The sequence below is a fragment of the Bradyrhizobium sp. CCBAU 53421 genome (genome assembly GCF_015291625.1).
In the GTDB taxonomy this organism is placed as follows: Bacteria; Pseudomonadota; Alphaproteobacteria; order Rhizobiales; family Xanthobacteraceae; genus Bradyrhizobium.
Window position 1 is genome coordinate 7,605,427 of record NZ_CP030047.1, and the last position, 21,912, is coordinate 7,627,338.

15 protein-coding genes are annotated in these 21,912 nt (G+C 59.1%); 6 read left to right on the forward strand and 9 right to left on the reverse strand.

The features are described 5' to 3' along the window. Positions 1–336: 336 nt before the first annotated feature. On the reverse strand, positions 337–2,154 hold the full coding sequence (locus tag XH92_RS35535; RefSeq protein ID WP_194456270.1) for a trehalose-6-phosphate synthase: 1,818 nt from the start codon (positions 2,152–2,154) through the stop codon (positions 337–339). 294 nt (positions 2,155–2,448) lie between these two features. Continuing rightward, on the reverse strand, positions 2,449–3,336 hold the full coding sequence (locus XH92_RS35540; protein WP_194461576.1) for a LysR substrate-binding domain-containing protein: 888 nt from the start codon (positions 3,334–3,336) through the stop codon (positions 2,449–2,451). Positions 3,337–3,473: 137 nt separating this feature from the next. On the opposite strand from XH92_RS35540, the gene XH92_RS35545 reads away from it, so the two are divergent. From XH92_RS35545 to XH92_RS35565, 5 genes are all read left to right on the forward strand, one after another. After that, on the forward strand, positions 3,474–4,223 hold the full coding sequence (locus tag XH92_RS35545) for an SDR family NAD(P)-dependent oxidoreductase (RefSeq protein ID WP_194456271.1): 750 nt from the start codon (positions 3,474–3,476) through the stop codon (positions 4,221–4,223). Between the two features lie 19 nt (positions 4,224–4,242). Next, the gene (locus tag XH92_RS35550) at positions 4,243–5,091 is read left to right on the forward strand and encodes a transketolase (protein WP_194456272.1); all 849 of its coding nucleotides are present in this window, start codon (positions 4,243–4,245) and stop codon (positions 5,089–5,091) included. Next, complete coding sequence (locus XH92_RS35555) at positions 5,088–6,098, forward strand: transketolase family protein (RefSeq protein WP_194456273.1); 1,011 nt, start codon at positions 5,088–5,090, stop codon at positions 6,096–6,098. Before XH92_RS35550 ends, XH92_RS35555 begins: the two co-directional genes overlap by 4 nt. Before the next feature lie 156 nt (positions 6,099–6,254). Then, complete coding sequence (locus XH92_RS35560) at positions 6,255–7,280, forward strand: TRAP transporter substrate-binding protein (RefSeq protein ID WP_194456274.1); 1,026 nt, start codon at positions 6,255–6,257, stop codon at positions 7,278–7,280. Between the two features lie 5 nt (positions 7,281–7,285). Then, positions 7,286–9,169 (forward strand): TRAP transporter large permease subunit, encoded by a 1,884-nt coding sequence (locus XH92_RS35565; RefSeq protein WP_194461577.1) that lies wholly within the window; start codon positions 7,286–7,288, stop codon positions 9,167–9,169. 956 nt (positions 9,170–10,125) lie between these two features. On the opposite strand, the gene XH92_RS35570 is transcribed toward XH92_RS35565, so the two are convergent. Then, complete coding sequence (locus XH92_RS35570; RefSeq protein ID WP_194456275.1) at positions 10,126–11,259, reverse strand: glycoside hydrolase family 18 protein; 1,134 nt, start codon at positions 11,257–11,259, stop codon at positions 10,126–10,128. A gap of 951 nt (positions 11,260–12,210) precedes the next feature. Here XH92_RS35570 and XH92_RS35575 point away from each other — a divergent pair. Next, complete coding sequence (locus XH92_RS35575; RefSeq protein ID WP_194461578.1) at positions 12,211–13,977, forward strand: MFS transporter; 1,767 nt, start codon at positions 12,211–12,213, stop codon at positions 13,975–13,977. An 800-nt stretch (positions 13,978–14,777) separates the two neighbouring features. Here the strand turns inward: XH92_RS35575 and XH92_RS35580 are convergent. From XH92_RS35580 to XH92_RS35605, 6 genes are all read right to left on the reverse strand, one after another. After that, the gene (locus XH92_RS35580) at positions 14,778–15,614 is read right to left on the reverse strand and encodes a Crp/Fnr family transcriptional regulator (RefSeq protein ID WP_194456276.1); all 837 of its coding nucleotides are present in this window, start codon (positions 15,612–15,614) and stop codon (positions 14,778–14,780) included. A 919-nt stretch (positions 15,615–16,533) separates the two neighbouring features. Then, entirely contained in the window at positions 16,534–17,010 is a 477-nt protein-coding gene (locus tag XH92_RS35585) for an Lrp/AsnC family transcriptional regulator (RefSeq protein ID WP_194456277.1), read from the reverse strand. 291 nt (positions 17,011–17,301) lie between these two features. Next, positions 17,302–17,562, reverse strand: coding sequence for a hypothetical protein (locus XH92_RS35590; protein ID WP_194456278.1), 261 nt, complete (start codon positions 17,560–17,562; stop codon positions 17,302–17,304). Between the two features lie 1,434 nt (positions 17,563–18,996). Further along, positions 18,997–19,434 (reverse strand): hypothetical protein, encoded by a 438-nt coding sequence (locus XH92_RS35595; RefSeq protein WP_194456279.1) that lies wholly within the window; start codon positions 19,432–19,434, stop codon positions 18,997–18,999. Next, positions 19,424–20,410 carry a hypothetical protein gene (locus XH92_RS35600; protein ID WP_194456280.1) on the reverse strand — a complete coding sequence of 329 codons (987 nt, stop codon included), beginning with the start codon at positions 20,408–20,410 and terminating at the stop codon, positions 19,424–19,426. Before XH92_RS35600 ends, XH92_RS35595 begins: the two co-directional genes overlap by 11 nt. A gap of 69 nt (positions 20,411–20,479) precedes the next feature. After that, positions 20,480–21,769 (reverse strand): hypothetical protein, encoded by a 1,290-nt coding sequence (locus XH92_RS35605; RefSeq protein WP_194456281.1) that lies wholly within the window; start codon positions 21,767–21,769, stop codon positions 20,480–20,482. Between the last annotated feature and the right edge of the window lie 143 nt (positions 21,770–21,912).

Consider the following 21,912-nt stretch of genomic DNA (forward strand, 5'->3'; position numbering starts at 1 on the left):
CCCCTGGGCAAGCGCCCATTTTCGCCACGAAAGGACAACGGGCAGCATCGCGCCAACTGGTGCTGCGGCCACGCGCATCAGCGTCGTTTATGGGCAGCGACAATAAGTTGGCCGTATCGTTCCAGTTCTGGTCATGGACCCCTCGCATGATGTGCTTGACGGAGCTCATTAACATACCCGTCATCATCTGGGCCCGCTCGGTCCGCAAGAACCGCGTCAGCTCCCCGGATGTGGACTGTTCCATAGTGGTCCTGCTACAGAAGCGTATAGTCCGCGGTACCATACTTCCCGCCCGATCACTCCTCGCCGGCTCCGGACTCTTGTTCGGGACGACGACTAGGCGAAACTGTCCGGTGCCGGCAGGACCCAGAGTCTGTCCTGTGTATGCATCAGTGGAGCCGCTAGCGCCTCAAAACTTGACTTAACATCTGCATAGGCAGCCTCTTTCAAGGCGGCATCCGCGGGGTCGATCTTGTTGTAGGCGGTCAGGGCCTCGGCATGATCCCGGTACAGCGGCATTTGAGCCTCGTTGGTCCAGCCAAGACCGAGATGGTGGAACTGATCAGCGGGAACAGTGACTCGGCTTTTGTCCAGCTCTCGAACATAATCCGCCGACCAGTCGTGGATGGTATAGGATTCGATCTTGTCCATCATCGAGCGCCAGCGGGTGACACGCTCCTGAAGCGGCATGTGGGTCGCCTTCGAAATAGCGGCTGCGATCTCTTCAGGGTGGCTCGGATCCACCAGAAGCGCTTCGTTCTCGTTGAAATCTTCGGCCGCGCCCGCAAACCTGGATAGGACCAGCACGCCGGGATCCTTCGGATCCTGTGCGGCAACATATTCTTTCGCCACCAGATTCATGCCGTCGCGCAACGGGGTCACGACGCCAACATGGGCTGCGCGGTAAAGCCGCGCGAGCGCAGCCTGACTGAACGGCTCATTCCTGAAGTGGATCGGCCTCCACTCGCTTGTGCCATGCTCGGCATTGACCTGGTCGATAGCGCTCACCACGTCGGCTCTGTAGTTTTGATACTCCAGGACGTCGTCACGTGAGGGCGGCGCGATCTGCAACAGCGAGATGCTGTGCGGCTCCGTCCTTAGAAGCTGATTTAGCCCTTCGACCCGCTTGTCGATACCCTTCGTATAGTCGAGCCGGTCCACGCCGATCGCAAACTTGGATCCCTCGAAGTTTTGCAATAATGAAGAGACTTTCTCTTGCTCTGCGGGAGAGAGGTCTGCAGCGAGATATTCTGCGAACTGCCTCGGATCGATCCCGATCGGAAACTTTTGAAGTCGCGTCTGGCCTCGCGCCGTAATCACGACACCATCCCTGCTCTCCAGCCCGAAATGGGTTCGCAGGCAGGCCGCGAAATTGTTCAGGTCCCGATTCGTCTGAAAGCCCAGCAGATCATATTCAAGCATCGATTTCATCAGCTCGCGATGGTTGGCTACGCGCCTTATCATGTCGGGCGCCGGCCACGGCGCGTGCAGGAAAAAGCCGGTTGGCCGCTCAATGCCGAGCTTGTGCAACTCGGCCCCGAGCGGAAATAGATGATAATCATGCACCCAGAATGCATCCCGATCCCGCAGCGTGAATGCCGCACGCGCGATGAAATCGTTCGTCTGCCAATAGCTGTCGTAGCCCTCTTCGGCGCGCGACATCCGGTCGGACAGGGAGTGCAATACCGGCCACAACGTTGAATTCGAATAATCCCGATAGTAGCCGGGAAAATGCGCTGCCGGCAGATCGAGTCTGGCGATCTGACCTGCGCCAATGTTCTCGAGTGGCAGTGGCCGCTCAGTCCCGTCACCGCGCTCTTTCGATGAGAATATCCAAGCGGCGCCGGAACGTTCAACGACCGGCTCGAGGGCAGCAGCAAGCCCACCGGCCTGGGGTTTATCGGGCTCGAACTCGGCGCCGCGGTTCGAAATAATGACAAGCTTCATGTCGGGTTGCTGGTTGACCACATCCGCCGCCTCGTCCGAGTTAGAAGGGGCGGGACCTGCACCGGTTGGTTCATCCAGCTCCGGCGGTATCTCATCCAGCTGCTGGTCAAAGGCGTGCTGGTTTATGGTTTCAACTTGCTGCGCAGCGCCTGACGTACTGCCGTATGCTAACGCTGCCGTTTCGAGAGCATTTCGAATTCGAACCATCTCAAAACTCCGTTTGACGATGTTTACGTTTGATTCAGTCGCAGATCAGCTCCGAGCGATATCCCCACGACGCCAGGGTGCCAGAGCTAGCTTTCGGCAAGCTGACCAACACTGAGCCAAGTGGCTGTCGTTCAACGCCATGCGTGCGCTCGTCAAGTCGATGAAGGCCAGTCGTTCTGCCTCTCGGAGGCGCGAGGCATGATCGGCTCGCGGGAAGCTCTTTCAGCCAAAGCCGATGTATTACGATTGTGGGTCACCACGTCGTCCGTGCAGCGCAGATTGACCCAGCTTGCGTTAACTCTTGTCGGTCCGCGCGAGCTCAGAGTTGATCCATTCCACGAAGGCTCGCAGGGCGCGGCGCTGACGGCCCGCGCGAGGGAAGACCAGATGATGGCCAACATAGCGGATGTCGGTGGAGCGACCGACCAGTGGCGCCACCAGTCTGCGAGATGCGACTTCGCGCTCGGCTAAAAGGGTCGATTCCAATGTCACGCCTACCCCTCCGCACGCCATTGCAATTGCGAGGAAGCTGCGATCGAAGCGCATGCCATGTATGGCGGGCGCTTCCAGTCCATTCGCCGCGAACCATTGATGCCACTGCACGCGCTTCACGTCCGAACGGATCAGCACGTGATTCAGCAGGTCTTTCGGTTTGCGGATCTTCCTTGCAAGCCGGGGGGCACAAAGCGGAGTGACCGTCTCTTCACCTAGCGGAACGACCTCCAATCCATCGCCGCGCGGCTGGCCGTAGACGATGTCGAGATCGAAGTCGTCATTCGTAAAGCGGGCATATTCCGTATTGGCCGCGAGGCGTAGCTCCAATTGCGGCTCGGCAGCAAGAAACTTCGTCAACCGCGGTGCGAGCCATTGGGCCGCAAAGCTGGGAGCACAATGTACCCTGAGCAGTTGTGGACCGCGACCCGCGACCTCCTCGATGCCGCGTCGCAGATTGTCGAAAGCGGCACCGGCGTGACGCATCAGATTCTCGCCAGCGGGGGTTAGCCGAACCGAGCGGGCACTCCGCTCGAATAGAGTGGTGCTCAATATGCCTTCCAGCTTGCGGATCGCATGGCTGACCGCGCTGGGGGTCAAATGCAGTTCGTTCGCCGCGTCGCTGAACGATCCTGTGCGCGCAGCCGCTTCGAAGGCACGAATGGCCGAGATTGGGATGCTCGACAGCAGCATGCCCATGAGTGAACCAGATTCACGCACCCAAGACAACTGCGCGTTTGTTCCGAAAATGGTTCGCGCGTATCAGATGCGGTCAAGAAGGCCGGCCGCTGAAGCGGCGTCTGGTACGTCAAACAGGGAGGACGAAAATGCTGCTTCGCGGCAAGACGGCAATCATCACCGGTGCAGCTTCGCCTCGCGGCATTGGCCTGTCGACAGCAAGGCGGTTCGCGGAAGAGGGAGCTCGCGTGGCCATCCTCGATATCGATGGGCCCGCCGCGCAGGCTGCCGCGCAGGGTCTCGGTGACGCTCATATCGGAGTGGCGTGCAACGTCGCCGATCAAGCCTCTTGTTTGAAGGCGGTCGAGATCGTCACCGGCACGTTCGGCCAGATCGATATCTTGATCAACAACGCCGGCATTACCCAGCCGGTGAAGTTCCTTGACATCACGTCGGGCGACTGGGACCGGATCCTAGACGTCAACCTCAAGGGCATAATGTTGCTGTCTCAGGCGGTGATCCCGCATATGCAAAAGCGCAAAGCCGGATCGATTGCATGCATGTCTTCGGTCTCTGCGCAGCGCGGCGGCGGCATCTTCGGCGGCCCGCACTACTCAGCGGCGAAGGCCGGCGTACTGGGGCTCGCGAAGGCCATGGCGCGCGAGTTCGGCGCTGACGGTATCCGCGTCAACTGCGTCACGCCGGGCCTCATCGGCACTGACATCACGTCCGGAAAGCTCACCGATGAAATGCGCGTAAAGATCCTCGAAACTATCCCGCTCGGTCGGCTCGGAGAGGCAACAGATGTCGCCGGAATCTACACATTCCTCGCCTCTGACCTGTCCGCCTATGTCACTGGCGCCGTGATCGATGTCAACGGCGGGATGCTCATCCACTAGCTCAGCGAAGGAGAGAAAAATGGATAGCGCGAAAACGCTCGCCAACGCACCAACCCTGGCGCAGCGCGCCCGCAACATTCGCCGCAATGCGTTGCGGATGGGCGAGGTCCAAGGTCAGGGATACATTGCGCAAGCGCTCGACATCGCGGACGTCTTGGCTGTCGCCTATTTTCACGCGATGCGCGTCCGTCCGGAGGACCCGACATGGGAAGAACGCGATCGTTTCCTTCTCTCGAATGGTCACTATGCGATCGCGCTCTACGCCGCGCTGATAGAAGCGGGCATCGTTCCCGAGGCTGAGCTTCAGACCTATGGGTTTGACGAAAGCCGTCTTCCGATGTCAGGCATGGCCGCCTATACGCCCGGCATGGAAATGTCCGGAGGTTCTCTCGGTTTGGGGCTGGCCATCGCCGTCGGCATGGGCCTCGCCCTGAGGCGCAAGGGCTCTGATAGCCGCGTATACACGCTGTTCTCCGACGGTGAGCTCGACGAGGGCTCGAGTTGGGAGGCCATGATGTCGGCGGCGCATCACGAGCTCGACAATCTGATTGCAATCATCGACGTCAACAATCAGCAGGCCGACGGCCCCTCGAAGCAGATGATGGGGTTTGAGCCGCTGGTCGACAAGCTCGAGGCATTCGGCTGGTTCGTTCGTCGAGTTGATGGAAACGATCTTGATGCAGTCGTGGCGGCCTTCGACGAGGCGCGCGCTCATAGCGGCCCGCAACCGCGCGTGATCGTAGCCGACACGCTGATGGGTAAGGGAGTTCCCTTCCTGGAGCAGCGCGAAAAAAATCATTTCATCCGGGTCGAGCCGCATGAATGGCAGCTCGCGTTGGCGGAACTCGATGCGGGAGACAAGTCATGAAGTCAGCAACCCCAGCCACGCCCGGGAAACCGCGGCTCACCACCTCGGCAATGATCGCATCGATCGCGTCCGAGGGACAAAGGACGAAGCCGGCGCCATTCGGTCACGCGCTCGTCGAGCTGGCCCGCAACCGGCCTGAGGTCGTCGGGCTGACGGCCGATCTCGGCAAGTACACCGACCTGCACATCTTCGCGAAACAGTTTCCGGATCGCTACTACCAGATGGGTATGGCGGAGCAACTGCTGTTCGGCGCAGCCTCGGGCCTGGCGGCGGAAGGTTTCATGCCGTTCGCGACCACCTATGCGGTGTTCGCGTCACGACGTGCATACGACTTCATCCACCAGACGATTGCCGAAGAAGACCGGAACGTCAAAATCGCCTGCGCTCTGCCTGGCCTTACGTCCGGTTACGGCCCCAGCCACCAGGCCGCCGAGGACCTGGCTTTGTTCCGCGCGATCCCGAACATGACGGTGATTGATCCTTGCGACGCGCACGAAATCGAACAGATCGTTCCCGCTATCGCCGCGCATAAAGGACCGGTCTACATGCGGCTGCTGCGCGGCCAAGTACCGCTTGTCCTGGACGAATACAATTACCGCTTCGAGCTTGGGAAAGCTTCGCTGATCCGCGACGGCCAGGACGTCCTGATCATCTCCTCGGGGATTATGACCATGCGGGCTCTGGAAACCACCAAGGTGCTCGCGGATGACAAGGTGGATGCGGCCGTACTGCACGTCCCGACGGTCAAGCCGCTTGATCACGAAGCGATCCTGCGCGAGGCGAGCAAGCCAGGTCGCCTTGTGGTCGTGGCCGAAAACCACTCCGTGATCGGCGGTCTCGGCGAGGCCGTCGCCGCGTTGTTGCTGCGTTCGGGCGTCCATCCAGCGTTTCGTCAGATCGCATTGCCCGACGAATTCCTCGCCGCGGGGGCCCTTCCGACGCTGCATGACCGCTACGGCATATCGACTGCTGAAGTTGCGCGGCAGATCAAGGGGTGGCTGCGCTAGTCGCGCAGCGCCATTCGTCGAGCTCGACCGAGAGAACATCGCTTGCGCGGCATTCGCCGCGGAAAACGATGACCGCTGCCCCGCGCCGGCGCCCGAGAGCCGGCCAGGTTTCCTGTGCCGATCGACCGATCACTTTGCATCAACAAGGAGGAAGCGATGACCCAACGTAAACCGATTGCCATCTCTCGCCGCAAGTTGCTCCTGGCCGGCGTAGCCGTTCCTCTGTGCGCGGTCCTCACCCGCCCTGTCGCGGCGGCAGAGTTCACCTACAAGCTTGCGACCGGGCAAGACCCGACGCATCCCGTCAACGTTCGCGCCAAGGAAGCGGCAGATCGCATCAAAGAAGCGACCGGCGGACGTCTCGAGATCAACGTATTTCCGGCCAATCAACTCGGTTCGGACACCGATCTTCTGACGCAGGTCCGCAACGGTAGCGTCGAATTCTTCAACCTTTCCTCTCTGATCCTCGCAACGCTCGTGCCGGCGGCCGGCACGGTAAATCTCGGCTTTCTCTTCCCAAACTACGATGCCGTCTGGAAGGCGATGGACGGCGATCTCGGCGCCTACATCCGCGCCCAGATTGCCAAGACGCCGATTATGGCCGTATCCAAGCCGTGGGACAACGGCTTCCGGCATATCACCTCGTCCGGCAAGGAGATCAAGACACCGGAAGACCTCAAGGGCTTCAAGCTCAGGGTGCCTGCCGCGCCGAATCTGACTTCATTGTTCCTCGCGCTTGGGGCAGGCCCAGCGCCGATCAATTTCAACGAGGTCTATTCCGCCCTGCAGACCAAGGTCGTCGATGGCCAAGAAAATCCCCTTCCGATCATCGCGACTGCACGACTGTACGAGGTACAGAAGACTTGCAGCCTAACTGGACACGTCTGGGACAATTATTGGATCCTCGGCAACAAACGCGCCTTCGAGAAGCTGCCGAAGGACGTTCAGGAAATCGTGACGCGCGAGTTCGATCGCTCGGCCAGCGACGAACGGGCGGACATCGCCAAGCTCAGCGAGTCACTGCGAGCCGATCTGACCGCCAAAGGCATGCAATTCCTCGACGTGGACCGATCCATCTTCCGCCATGCGTTGGCGAAAACGAGCTTTTACTCCGACTGGAAAGCCAAATTCGGCGATGAAGCCTGGGCTCAGCTCGAGAAAGCTGCCGGCAGGCTGGGGTGACCACCATGGAACACGGACATATCGAAGGGCCGGCTCTCGCCCTCCCCGAACCAGCTTTTGGATGGCGAAAGGCTATCGTGAGCTTGAACAAGGCACTCAAGCCAGTCGTCGCGATTCCTGCCGCGCTACTGGTCGTCGCGGAGGTAATCGTCCTCTTTGTCGGCATCGTATCCCGCTACTTGCTCCACGCACCGATCGTCTGGGCGGATGAACTCGCCGGCATTCTGTTCCTCTGGCTCGCCATGTTGGGATCGGTCGTCGCTTTCCAGCGGGCCGAACACATGCGGATGACGGCAGTCATCGGCATGATTCGTCCGGAAGCAAGGTTGTTCCTCGACGTGTTCGCGACAGCCGCATCTTTGGCGTTCTTGTTGCTGGTCATTCACCCGGCGTACGAATTCGCGGCCGACGAGGTGTTTGTGACGACACCCGCTCTGGGAATAGTCAATTCCTGGCGCGCCGCGGCGCTTCCTGTCGGAATCGGTCTGATGCTGATCGTGGCGTCGCTGAGATTGATAGCCACGGCCAATGTCAAACATCTGTTTGGGGCCGTCGCGGCCGTAGGGGCCCTGGTTGCGGTCCTCGCGCTGTTGGCGCCAGTACTGAAACCGCTCGGAAATCTGAACCTTCTGATCTTCTTCGTGTTCGTCGTCGGTGCGATGGTCTTTGCGGCGGTGCCTATCGCCTTCTCGTTCGGTCTTGCGACCGTTGGGTATATTACGCTGACGACGAGCACGCCGGATGTGGTCGTCATCGGCCGCATGGACGAAGGCATGAGCCATCTCATTCTTCTGGCCGTACCGTTGTTCGTATTCTTAGGTCTCTTGATCGAGATGACCGGGATGGCCCGTGCCATGGTCGGATTCCTGGCCAGCCTGCTCGGGCACGTCCGCGGCGGTCTGCATTATGTGTTGGTCGCAGCGATGTATCTCGTTTCGGGCATCTCGGGATCGAAAGCGGCCGATATGGCGGCCGTGGCCCCCGTGCTTTTTCCCGAAATGACCAGGCGCGGCGCAAAGCCAGGAGACCTGGTGGCGCTCCTTGCGGCCACGGGCGCGCAGACCGAAACCATCCCACCGTCCCTGGTGTTGATCACCATCGGATCCGTGACAGGCGTTTCGATCGCGGCCTTGTTCACGGGCGGCCTGCTGCCCGGCATCGTATTGGCCATTGGCCTCTGTGCGGTGGTGTGGTGGCGATACCGTCGGGAGGACCTTTCGCACGTTCGTCGTGCGACAAGACGGGAGATCGGTCGTGCGTTCCTGATCGCGGTTCCCGCGATCGCTCTGCCGTTCGTGATCCGCGCGGCGGTCGTCCAAGGGGTCGCAACGGCCACCGAGGTCTCGACGATCGGTATCGTCTATTCGACACTGACCGGGCTCCTTATCTATCGTCAGTTTGACTGGCGCCGCCTCTATCCGATGCTGGTCGAGACCGCCGCTTTGTCCGGTGCGATCCTCTTCATTATCGGTGCGGCGACTGGAATGGCCTGGGCACTGACCCAGTCGGGGTTCTCGGCATCGCTTGCAAAGTTCATGACCTCGTTGCCGGGCGGAATGCCCATCTTTCTCGTCGTCACCGTTATTGCCTTCGTGATCCTGGGAAGCGTGCTCGAAGGCATTCCCGCCATCGTTCTCTTCGGCCCACTGCTTTTCCCCATCGCACGCCAGGTTGGCGTGCATGAGGTCCACTACGCGATGGTCGTCGTTCTGGCGATGGGAATTGGTCTATTCGCCCCGCCTTTCGGAGTCGGCTACTATGCGGCCTGCGCCATCAGCAGAATCCATCCGGATGAAGGCATGGGACCGATCGTTTCCTACATAGTGGCCCTGCTCCTCGGGACCTTCGTGGTGGCCGCCGTGCCGTGGATATCCATCGGATTCCTGTGACATCGTCCGCACCTCACTCCCTGCAGTCTTGGCGGAAAAGAAAGTGAGTTACGGCGAGCCCGACATCCAATCTGTGGGCATTTCAGTAGCGGTCCAGACATTCCGGCCCGCTCTAGGGGCATCGGATTGCCGGTGCCCGCGCCCTCGATCCGAAAGCGCTTGCTGCGCCGTCTGAACGATGTCAGATGTCATTAAACGATCGCTGCTGTGGGGCGATGCGCCCGCCGCCTGCCGGCAACTTCGGGCGTGCCATGAGCAGCTTCTCCGATAACGAATTCGGGTCGCAACTGACGATCTTCTCTCACACGACATTCTTGAGCATTAGCAATGAAGACGTCCCGCATCGAAGTGATCTTACGAAGATTCTCGGGGGTCCCTTTGTTTGGAACTTCCGGTATGTCGCGACCTTCATTCAAGAACGCCCTGATTCGGCGCGAAGGCTGCGCACTGCGGAAATATAGTTCCATGATATCGAGGGCTGTCAACAGCGGCTGGTCGTTCCGGACGCTGGCAAGTGCCTTCGGCGGCCGGATGATGAGCATCCTTATCCCGGACAACACCACATGCTGTTGGCAGTTCGTTTAGAGAGCTCAAGACGCGAGATTCGGCGTCCTGGCTCCCGGGTTCGTTGAACCGCTTTCGTTTCGATGGAGACGAGTACCAAAGCGCTCCAGACTAACGGGCTTCTGGATCGGGCGTGCTTGGTAGCGAAGACCACCTTCGCGCTGGAGAAGCCGCAATTCAGAAGGCTTTGGCGATGCGGTCTAGCCTCAAGTCGCCCAAGTTGGCGTGCGGTCCCTCAAATTAGGCGTGCATCACGGTCGAAACACGCATTGCCGCCAGTATCTTCGACGTGCCGTTTTCAATCGGACCTGGCTCTGGTTTAGCACCGACCTGGGTCGCGGCTGGTTCGAGGTACGCTCGATGACGTGCACGTTGGCCCGCTGACCACACACCTATTCGGATTTTTGCGAAGGAAGGGTGCCGGTGCGAAGTGCCGCGAGCAACGAACCGTCGTCGGCAAACAGATCCCAGATCATGATCCCGGCGAGTGCGCGCGCACGCGCGTACATCGCTTTGCGTACGACGGAGAGCGGATCGTCGTAGCTGATCCATATGCGCCGCTCTGCGTCATAGAGCCAAGGCACCTGGGCCTCGTCGCTCCAAAACCGGCGAAAGCCATGCTCTTCCGGGCGCCTGCCGACGAGATCCCGGTAATCGATGCCGTCGCTCCCTCCCCACTCCTCACTCGCTGTCGCCCCTGTTTGGAAGAGCCCGCCGTTCTGTTGCGGAACATTCGCAACAGCTCGGCCATAGAAGGCTATCCCGAGTGCGACCTTGGCTGGCGGTACCCCGGCCCGGACTAAGCCATTCACACTTGCATCGACGTTGAGATCAGGATTTGGATCGCCGGCGCAGGCGAACAGCGGTGCATTGAAAGCGGCAAAGGCCGAGCCTGCATGATAGTCGTAGGCCATTAGATGAAATCGGTCTACCAGCCTGGCCAGAGCGGCTGCCTCCAGATTGGCAAGCTTGTCTGGGACGGCCGACACTGCAATGGCGAGCTCAAGCTCCCTACGCTCCGATGCAGCAAGGTCGGTGAGTCTTCGGCGGAGCTCCGCGATCAAAAGCGTGAAATTCGCACGATCCTCAGGGCGCGCGAGATTATCTGGACGCCCCCCTGAGACGGGAAACTCCCAATCGATATCCACGCCGTCGAACAGGCCGGGATACGGCCGTAAGAACGCATCGATCACGGATTGCGCGAACCGCGCGCGTGAGAGCGGCGTGGCGGCCGCTGCCGAGAAATACTTCGATCCATTCCAACCGCCCAGTGAAATCAGAATTCGAAGCTGCGGATTGTCTTGCTTCAATTCGGCGAGCTGGGCAAAATTGCCGCCGAACGGAGCCGCCGGCGCGGTTCCGTTGCAGGCTCCCGCATCCACGCAGCGATCGGCAAGTTCAGCCCGTCCTTCTGCCGAAACGGTACCGAACGCATACATCAAGTGGGTCAGCTCGCGAGCCGGGATCGTCTTGATGTTCGGACCGTTCGTCCGGGCTTTCCAGGGGGCAACATAGCCGGCGACCACTGGCCTCCTGGCCGACACGGCCCGCCCCTGCTGCGTCTGCGCGTATCCGCATACGAAGGCAGAAAGCCCGGCTAGAGCGAAGCGTCGGCGATCAACTGCCATGGCCTACGACCTTATGCGTATCAGATGCCATCCGATAACGCGATCTCGACATCGGTCCGAGTCAGCCCCGAGTCTATCGTTTCCGAACCACGAAACATCTGCCCGTCAGCTTGTCGTCAGGCGTCTCGCGCATCATTCGCAATAAGATCGAAGCGTACGAGCTCATCGCGACGGGACCTACGAAAGCAAACATGAGGCGCGAAGTATAGTCGAATCGATGACCTAGCCACATACAACAACCAAAGCCACGAACTGAGCTGGTCAGGGGACCGTGCTGAACCCGCCTATATCTGATCGCAGGCAAGTTCGCCGAGGAGCGCGGTCGAGTTCGGACACGCTGCGCGCCGATCCAGCACATATGAAAAGTGAAAAGTGACGATGACCTCGCCGCCTTCACCATCTGCTGTCTAGTGTGCTGAATGCAAAGTTCGTGCGATCTCGCGGCAGCCACCTTCACGAACTTCGCATTCATAAAGCACACTAGAATCATAAATTTGCTAGTGTCCTTATCGAATCCGAAGTTCGCTCCGAGGGTGCGGCAAATGATGCGAACTTCAGATTCGGGACACTAGCGGGAACTTGCATCAAGAAGGTGTTGGCGATTGGCGACAACGTGCGGCACAGCTGCTACCAGGCGCACGGTATGAACCATTGAATCATCCCGCAAAATCGGGACGGCTATACCGGCCCCGTCAGCGTGCATACGCCCACTCGCGCGGCAGATTGTCCGTTTCGTACAAAATTTACGCCTGGAAGTGAGTGCAATCCAACATCATCGCGAGCGCGCTGCGCGCGAACATCCTTGTGATGCAGATCAGACCCAAATCATGCTATCCATCGCGACCGGTTATGATCGATTCAGTCAAAGCCAAGTCGCATGGGCGCGACGCCATCACGGCGCCGCTGCGGCACGCGACGTTCCGACGCATCTGGCTGGCAAGCCTTCTGTCGAACGTCGGCACCTTGATTCAAGGGGTTGGCGCCGCCTGGGCGATGACACAGATGGCGTCTTCGGCTGATCAAGTCGCGTTGGTGCAGACCGCTTTGCTGCTGCCGGTAATGCTGATTTCGGTGCCTGCCGGAGCGATCGCCGATATGTATGACCGGCGCATCGTAGGGCTGGTCTCGCTCGGCATAGCCCTGGCCGGCGCGATCCTCCTCACGCTGGTCACTTGGCTTGACCTGACCACACCGAACATCTTGCTCATGCTATGCTTCGTTGTCGGCAGCGGCATGGCGCTGATGGGGCCGGCTTGGCAATCGTCGGTTAGCGAACAGATTCCTTTGGAAGAGCAACTGCCTGCGGCTATCGCGCTGAACAGCATCAGCTACAATATCGCGCGAAGCGTCGGTCCGGCGATCGGCGGAGCCGTTGTCGCGGCCGCGGGTGCCATGGCTGCATTTGCGCTCAACGCTTTGTTCTATTTGCCTCTGATGGTCGCGTTGCTTCTTTGGAAGCGCAAGAGTACGCCCTCGCGCCTGCCGCCAGAGCGATTGAGCCGCGCAATGGTTTCTGGCGTGCGCTATATCAGCAATTCGCCGCCGATCAAAATTGTGCTAACTCGTACTTTGGTGACCGGCGTCGCTGGGGGCGCGATCACTGCGCTGATGCCGCTTGTGGCGCGCGATATTCTGCATGGCGACGCCCAAACCTACGGCATCATGCTCGGCGCCTTTGGCTTCGGTGCGGTGGTTGGCGCATTGACCATCACCGAACTGCGAAAAAAAATGAGCGGCGAGGCCGCGATCCGCACCTGCGCGCTGTGCATGGCCATGGCAATGGTCGCCGTCGCGCTAAGTCGCGAGCCGGCCCTGACTGTGACAGCACTCGTCCTCGCGGGCGCCGTGTGGACGATGGTCTGGATGATATTCAACATTGGCGTGCAGCTGTCGGCGCCCCGTTGGGTGGCCGGGCGATCTCTTGCCGCATATCAGGCGGCGGGCACAGGTGGGATGGCCATCGGCAGCTGGGGGTGGGGTTATCTGACTGACGCGGCCGGCGTCCAGAACGCACTGTTGGTTGCGGCCGTCCTGATGCTCGCTTCGCCCCTCATTGGCCGTTGGCTACCGATGCCCCGTGTCGGAGCGCGAGGGGAGAAAGAGGCCGAGCTGCTGGCCGATCCCGAGGTGCGCCTGCCTTTGAGCGGGCGCAGTGGGCCGCTCGTCGTCGAAATCGAATATCGCATTGCGCCGCACAATGCACGGACGTTTCATAATATCATGCAGGACGTGCAACTGTCTCGCCAGCGCAACGGCGCCTATGGCTGGTCGATCGCGCGCGATATTGCTGATCCGGAGTTGTGGACCGAGCGCTATCATTGCCCGACGTGGCTCGATTACTTGCGGTGGCGGAACCGCTCCACCCAATCGGAACGGGCACTGGAGCAGCGGGCGGCTCACTTCCACATTGGCCCTGCGCCGATACGCGTCCGTCGCATGCTGGAGAGGCCGTTCGGCTCAGTACGATCAGAGGACCAGCCGCCCGAGAACGGGCCCGGCAAAACGCGGCCGGAGATCGAAAACCCAACAAAGCAGATGAGAATCCGTCCACTCCCGCCGGCCAAGGGACCAGCTTGCGACCATTATGGGGGCTTTAGCTGCCGCCTGCTCAGCTAGAGCTCGATATCTTTTCTGCACTTTGAGAGACTTGATCCGCATTCGGTCGCATTCTCGTATTCATTGCAATGCGGCCAACTCATACTTACGAAAATACGCCGATTGTCCTAGTCAGAGGTCCGGCACGTTTCTTTAAGTTTACTGAGGATGGGCAGGATCAAGCGATGTCTGCGCGCGGATTAGTCCGCTGATCCGGCCCCGTCAACGGACCCAATTCATCGACGCGATCCGAAGACACCTGACTGAAAATGATCGGATCACAGCCAAGAGACCCTCGCATGTGGCAAGGGTTGCGGATTTGGTCGAGGAATAGATAGTCAGTTCGCTTCCCGAAGCAAGCCGCGTCATTCTTGTTTGATGCTAGACTTGCTCGCAGGCCTCAACGCCATGATCTCGGCTCTTGACAAAGGCGTCGCGCGGCGTGCTCGCGAGGACGGCGTATCGCGCACACTGGCCACCAATCCTGGCATCCCGCCGGTGTCCGCGACCGCGATCGCCGCTTGAGCACTGCCTGCTGAGGCTTTTGCAAGGGCCTTGAGCTTGCGGGGCCCAGTTCGGGCCGACGTCTGTTCAAATTTGAAGGTCCGCGTTTATGAGTTGGATCCGGTCTGCGAACGCCCATGGGGGCCTGCAGTGCCATCGCTGCACCTGGGGGCAGAACAGACGGGCAAAACAGGATTGGCGCCAGTGCTCTTTAGAAATCCGCTCGAAATCCCGGGCGTCGACAGATGTATGCACGACCTCAGGTCAGGCGCTGACGAGAGCTCACGAATTGAGACGCAGCGCGTTCTGGCGAACTGCTAGCTCGCTTGTTCTTGTGCTGAGATCGCGGATTGCGAGGAGGCATAAGCGGCCGAGACGAGCTTGTAACAACAACACGCTTTTTGCTCCAGGGCTTTGTGGTCATCGATCTGCAAGACGCCGCGCATCTTGCGAAGTAGCCCTTGCTCCTCAAACCGGATTAGCGTCTCGGTTACGCCGGCGCGGCGCAGTCCCAGCACGGACGATAGATAGTCATGGGTCACCGGCAGTACGCGGGCGTCAACAGCCTCGCTTGCCAGGCAGAGCCAGCTCGCGAGCCTTTGTTCACGATGATGCCGAACCCCGCATAATCCCGCCTGTACGCACTGAAAGGTCAACGCTTGAACATAATCAAACAGATGGTCGCGGACCTCAGGATGCACCTTCATCACCCGACGCAAATCCTCCACCCGGATGCGGTGCGCGCTTCCAGGGAAAATAACGACAGATTGATGACTGGAAAGATGCCCTCCCCACAAAAAGGAAGCTCCGACAACGCCCCGATACCCGATGACTGCTGTTTCGAGCATGGTTCCCGCGGCCACGACTCTCAACGAGACGAGGCCCGTTTCGAGAAAGTAGACATGCTCGACCTGCTTCTTCGGCTCCTGTAGAATCATACGCTCTTTTAGGATGAAAGGCTCAAGGCACTCCCCTATTGCCGCAAGGTCCGGCACAGAAAGACGGGCCAGGATGGCGTTCTTGACGAAGGGCCGTTTCGCAGGACGCTTCGCAGGCGACAGAGGAAGCGTCGGCCGTGTGCCGGGCAGCTGTTTGAGAGCCGCGGCGGCCGAGCAATCGAGCGTTTCCAGGACTGCGGGCACGCGATCGGTCATGGTCCCTCTCCTGCTAGCTGGCGTTTGTGTCCGCACTGGCCGTAACAAAAACTTGATTGCAAATGTACCAACATCTTGATCTCGATTGATGCAACGAGGCCAGTGTCGGCGCTCAAATCCCGCGCTGGAAAGCAACACCCCGATGAAATTCAGCTGGCGACGAACCCTTCGACGGAGGCGCGGCAAGGGCGCCAGATCCTCGGTTCTGCAGTAACCGTGGTGCAGGAGAATCAGACGATCCAGGAGCTAAGGCGCAGGAAGCTATCAGACGGGCCTATCGCCGATCTTCCTGAGCGAGATTGGCTGGAGCGGCTCGCTCAAGCCCGTTGCTCGCATTTCCTGCACTGAGGTTCTAGGCGCTCTGGCCGCGCGCGGCCTGCCTAACTTCTCGGCCGGAGTGTGCGCAATTGACATGATCGAGGACTGCGCATCTCTCCGGAGAAGGCGGCTTACCTAGGGGGGCGCGAAGCCATTTGGCCATTAGCCACTCTGCGATATCTTGCAGGCTGAAGAGCCTCTCAAGCGCATTCGGCACCATTGACAGCGCGGAGAGAAGAAGCGGACCGTCGCCAGGAGGAAGGGTGCCGCGATTAGTGCGATAATGGCGCAGCCACATCTGCACGACTTGTTTGTCGACCGAAAGCGGACAGAAGAGTCGGGCTAGATGGCTCGTGAGGAGACAACCTCACGCTACACACCCGGCGGCCTCGATCACCCATTGCAGGTGCTGCCTTGTCCCCACTCGCCTCGGCGCAGTCACCGGCAGCCTGGACTGTTGTCCACAGCCGGCAAGCGCCGTCCTGGCTTATTGGAGGCAGAATCATTGCGCGATCAAGTGCCGATTGGATTCTGACACTTGTCGAGAGGCTGTGGACGCGTACACCCTCGATCGTCGAGACGAGACACCTCGACCAATGGGTCAGTCCTCCGGCGGAAGTTCAACTGGAACAGCAAAGCCAGCCTTTACTCGATCCAAGATGACCATCGTCTTGAAACCTTTGATGTCTCGATTTTCATAGAAGAAGGAGCGCGTAAATTGCTCGTAATCTTCCATGGTCCGGGCGGTGATGTACAAGACGAAGTCCGCGTCACCCGTAACATAGAAGCCATTGACAATGTCAACTGATGATTTGATGGCCTTCTTGAACCGATCGATGATGTCGGCGCTTTCCCGCTCCATGGTGACGAGGGCAAGCACTTGAATTGGTCTTCCGACCGCCTTCGGCGAGACGATGGAGACATCAGCCTGGATGATGCCTTCTGAGCGTAGCCTCTTCAATCGCCGTTGGCACGCGGTAGGAGAAAGGCCGGCCATCTCGCCGATCACCTCGGACGTTAGCCGATTGTTCTTTTGCACGATCTCGAGAATGCGGGCGTCTATCCGATCATACTGCATGAGCACCTCCAGTTTGAGGTGAATTTCACCACGAGATAATCAATCAGTGCAGGAAATCCTCCGCTACAGAAGAATACGCCCAACATTTCTGTGAAAAAGCCCCACCTTCGGTCGGATCCACAGCAGCGCAGCATCCGAGTAACCGCGGGCACCAGGTCACTCTGATCTGCCCGCCAGCAAAAGAGCGGCCGGAGCTGCGAGCTGTCTGAATTTCGACAAGGCTTTCGTTCGCGGGGCAAGTCCGAGGACAAGGCGAAACCAAAACACAACCAAACACGCTTCATTGCGAAATTAGGCCGCATCTTTGTTTGACCGAGCCAGGATTCGCCCGGTTCTGAGCACGCGCCAAGCCACCTTATCTGCCATTGAGAGCAGCCCGTTCATGGCCTGGTTGCGGTCGCGCTTCCGCTCTGTAGCGGTTGAAAGAACTGTCGCGAGCGGCGCCACTGGTAACCATTCGCGCAACGCCATCGCATCGACGGGATTGCCGCAGGTCAGAGACCCCTCCCGTGATGTTTCCACGAGAAGATTGAGCCGGTGCTTGTAATGCATCCCGTTCTGCCCAGCCTCACACTCAAAGCTCATGCGCACTTTATCGTCCTTTGGAACCGCAAACCTCGCACTCCCTGCCCTGCGAACTGCTCTCAACCCTGCAACATAGGATGCGTTCCCGCATGCGCTTTGCTCCAGCCACGTTCATGCAAATGATCCGAGGATGCTGCGCCCTCTCAATCGACCATGTCTCAACTCGACAAGCAGCTCCACTGGCGAACGCGCCGGGTGGTAGGCATGTTGGACCATGGGCAACGAGGCCTTTTGCCCATGGTGGCACCGGAATGGCACCGACGAGATGCAGGTCAACACGTGATCATGCCTCGATCAGATCGCCCGGATTGGGCACCCATGCCGGTCCCTTCCGGGATCTGAGTTTGACGTTCCCACAAGGTTTACTCATAGCGCCTCCACTCGCGGTGAACTTCGCCAGCCGACGAAATGCTCCAGACCCTGATGTTTGTTGCCCGCAGACGGTGTGCTCTAGCTACCTTTTTTGAACTCAAGCAAGCACGATTGTAATCGTCAGCAGCGGGCACCGACGACCTTCTGATGCTGCGTCGAGCTGCTGCCTCAGTCTGCAACCAGACAGACGCTCGCCTTCGCTCGCTACTGCCGGCTGGCGATACAACCGAGAGCGGCCGAGGAGGCTCGTGAAGAGCTACTCTTACGACCCGTCCATCGAAAGCGCGAAAAGATGGCTCAAGATCTATTATCGCAAGATGTAGCTGTCGGTCCACAAATCGGTGCGAAACGGACAATGCCCGCCATCCACCAGGTCTGGAGAGACGTTCACAACCAAGCCATCGGCAAGCACGACGCAGCGTGCCGGCGTGGTTGACCTGAAAATGGCGTTCGCCGGCTGGCCGCCTGAAATGAATAATACATCCAATGCGCCAGCAGCCGACGCGGTTAGATCGGCATTCGTCTCACAAGATCATGTCCGAATGAAGCTGCCGGAGTACCGGCAAGAGATGTTGCGCCGAATTGGTACAGCATCTCCGCCACCATTGATCTTGCTGCATCGCGCCTTCGCCAGTTGGCGGCATCCTTCGAGCATTGAGGAACGCGCTGGCACATCTGCGCTGAGCTGTTGACCATCGCTGACACGCACGCCCGAGCTATGGCGAACCTCCTCGCGGGTTGGATCTGTTGGAGCGGGGGTCGATTGCAGCGGCAGCGAGAATCTGGGTGGCGACCGGTCATAAGCCAAAAAGCATGCGGGGCCGAGCATCGCTGGTGCAGGAGGGCTTGGGCGAGATTACTTGCGTAGATATCTGCTCAGCCTTCAATGTTTAGGAGATTGAAGCTGCCTAGCACGATCCAGAAAGACCTTGCTGCTCGGGCGCTTGACCGAGCCGCGACAGTCAGCGGATCGAGCTCGACGCCCTTTCCGGAAGCAGATTGCCGTCGACGCAGCAAACCGGGCCAAGCCTAGGCGATGGGTTCGATCTCGGAAAGGCACTTCTCTAGGTTGGCCTTTGCCTGGGACAGATAAGCCTTCATGGCTGAGAGTCGAAGAATGTCCGGCTTTGCTCGTCCTGAACTGACCGCGCCGAGTTGTTGACAAACAGCCGTCAAGTCGCTGGTGACGTCTTCCAAAACAAAAGCCAGATTTTCGATCGTCATCAGCTGATAGAATAACGTCGATCTCGTCGTATCGTCGACAATCGGCCCGTCAAGCCTGACGTCGACCAGCGGCACCAGAACATCGGGGCCATTCTGGGTTACTTTGCCCATGCACATGAGCAGAGAGGTATATGTAGATGGAACGTACGTGACCCTATCCACCAACGATTGGCCGTACAAGATAATGCTATCTTCGGCGAGGCCTTCGGTCGGCGTCGACCCAGACTGATCCTCAGTCGACATGATTTTCATTTTCCTCTTTATAGGCGTGCAGCATAAAATGCCCGCTCTTCTGCTGCTGCACCGGTTCAACGAACAGGTGTGCCCGATGGGCGTCTAGCGCTTTGTCGTGCACCGGGGCGACCTGAACGGCATAACAGCGCTTTCGCCAGATTTTCCTCGCCGGCTGCGCTTGGGTTGGCGGGGGAGTTGCGGGCGGCGTTGGCGTTGGCGTTGGCGGCGCTGGCAGATTCGCCAATCTTTGCAGGAGATTCATCAACCCCAAGCCGGGATCTGCGGTCGGCATCGGGTATGTTAAGTCCGGCAGGATATTCCCATGAGCGAGCGTTAACTGGGAATCATGACGCGCAGTCGCAAGAATTTGCCGGTAAACCGCGCCGGCCTCCGCGGCACTCTGCTGGACCATAGGCGCAGCAGCCTGTGCGGGACGCAGCGCGGCTTCTCGCTTTGAAAGGGCTATGGATCCCTCGCGTGTGATACAGAAATGAGCCTGCTTGCCGTAGCTGGTTCGCTCAACCAGACGGGCGTTCGCCATCATATGCAGTATTCGACTGAGATTGGCCGGTTTCAGGCCGAGCTTTCCAGCAATTGCCGCCTTCTCAACAGGCCGCTGTCCGGCCTGCTGCAGGTGCTGCAAAATGCTTACCACATGTTGACGGGTAAGAATCTCGTCCACATTTGCGGCTTTGGAGGTTGCAATCGACATTTCGAGTAGATCGTAGAACGCTCTGAAGCGTTCCGCATATGCCGGGTTCTTGGCCGACAGAAACGCACTCGTCCGTCGAATAATGTCGAACCACTGCCTCAACTCATCGTCGCGCCGCCGTCCGTCCAATGTCTTCCAGAGCCAAGCTCCCATTGCCGCATAAAGGCGACTGTAACTGGACTCCGACCCCTCCTTGAGGAGCTCTGAGACAGCTGCTCTCGCCTCGGCTGCGGTGGCGTCACCCAATTCCATTTTTTTGAGGTCCAGCTCCATTTGCCCTCGCATACGCCACAACAGTTAAGAACACTTTACAACGCTTTACTCTGATTTTGTGCCCTAAATCTAGGTGGTCTGCGGCCACGGATAAGACTTCCAAACGGCATTTTGACCCAAATGCGCCACTGGAACCCGAGAGGGACGCTTCGTCATAGGTAATATAGCACCTATTCTGCCATCCTTGAACTCTGAGTCGAGCATGTGCTGCACCACGAAGCTCCGCGTTCCGAATTTGACTTCGACCTGCGCGGCGGTCGTCTGGTGACCTTCCATGGTCCGGTCATTGCCCATCGAAGGCACCAGCATCAGGTCGAGGTTGAGTTCGGTAAAAGGGTTCGACGTCGCGTCACAGAAATCCAGACAGATCGCAAAGCCTATCAACGCCGTTTCCGTTGCGAGCACGCAGAGCCTTGTTCCAGGCACGATGCCTTCCTTGCCTAGTCCGCCCACGGCAAATGGAGCGATCTTATCGTAGACGAGCCGCTCCTCGCCGTAGCCGTCGTAGATGTGAGCCCGATTGACTACTCCCTGCTCCGTCGTGTCATGCCAGGTTCCTGCAACAACAATCTCAGGAGGGGGACGATCGTCGGCAACATCACGGTCTCGCAACAGCGTCCGGATTCGCTCACGCAGCCCCGGCGGGACTGTCAATTCCGGCCAGACCAGCGCGACGCATCCCTCGAGCAGCGATTGCTCGATCTGGCTTGCGACGAGGGCATCCGCTGAAGGTGCAGTCACCTCCCGCACAACGAAGCGATCTTCTCCACATTCCTTGGAACGACTGGTTTTGAGCTCAAGCTTCTCGAACAGGCACGCTGCCATCTTCCATTCGGTCTTGTCGGCGCAAAGATGAAGCGTCCTGGCGTTGAGAACTTCGACGCTGTAGCCGTCTATCTCGCTGGGAATCAGGCGATGAAACACCAAGCCGCGCTTTTGATAGGACTGCGACTGCGATCCGGATTGGACCGCGCGCATACCGTCCCTGGGGATTACATACCAGCCGCCCATCATCCATTGCGACGAGCTGCCGGGCCAATGCGAACGGTATTGCCCCAAAGTCCAGTCCACGGCACGGATTAGCCCACCGACCACTTCGGCAACCTGCTCTGGATCTGCAGGTAATGACCAGGCGATAGAGCCACCCAGCACAGCATTCGCAAAATCTCTGCAGCGATCCGAAATCCTCGTATCGCTCATCGCACGATAAGCCTTTTGTACAGATCCAGGCGAGCTCACGAATAATTCGTGAAGGTCCACCAGCACACGGCGAAGGCTATCGCAGTCCAAGTCGCTGATACCGCCATGGGCCATCGCGAGCTCACGAGCTCGCTGTTTCCACTGATCGAATTGTCTCATCTCTTTAGAATTTGGGCGGAGGGTCACTGACGAACCTGAAATCGGATACCAAATAAGATAGGATGCTAGAAACAATCTTGCGCAGGGTTTTGGCAAAGTCCTGAATGTCTGTGCAACTTTTCGGTCTTTACGGCCAGAAGACG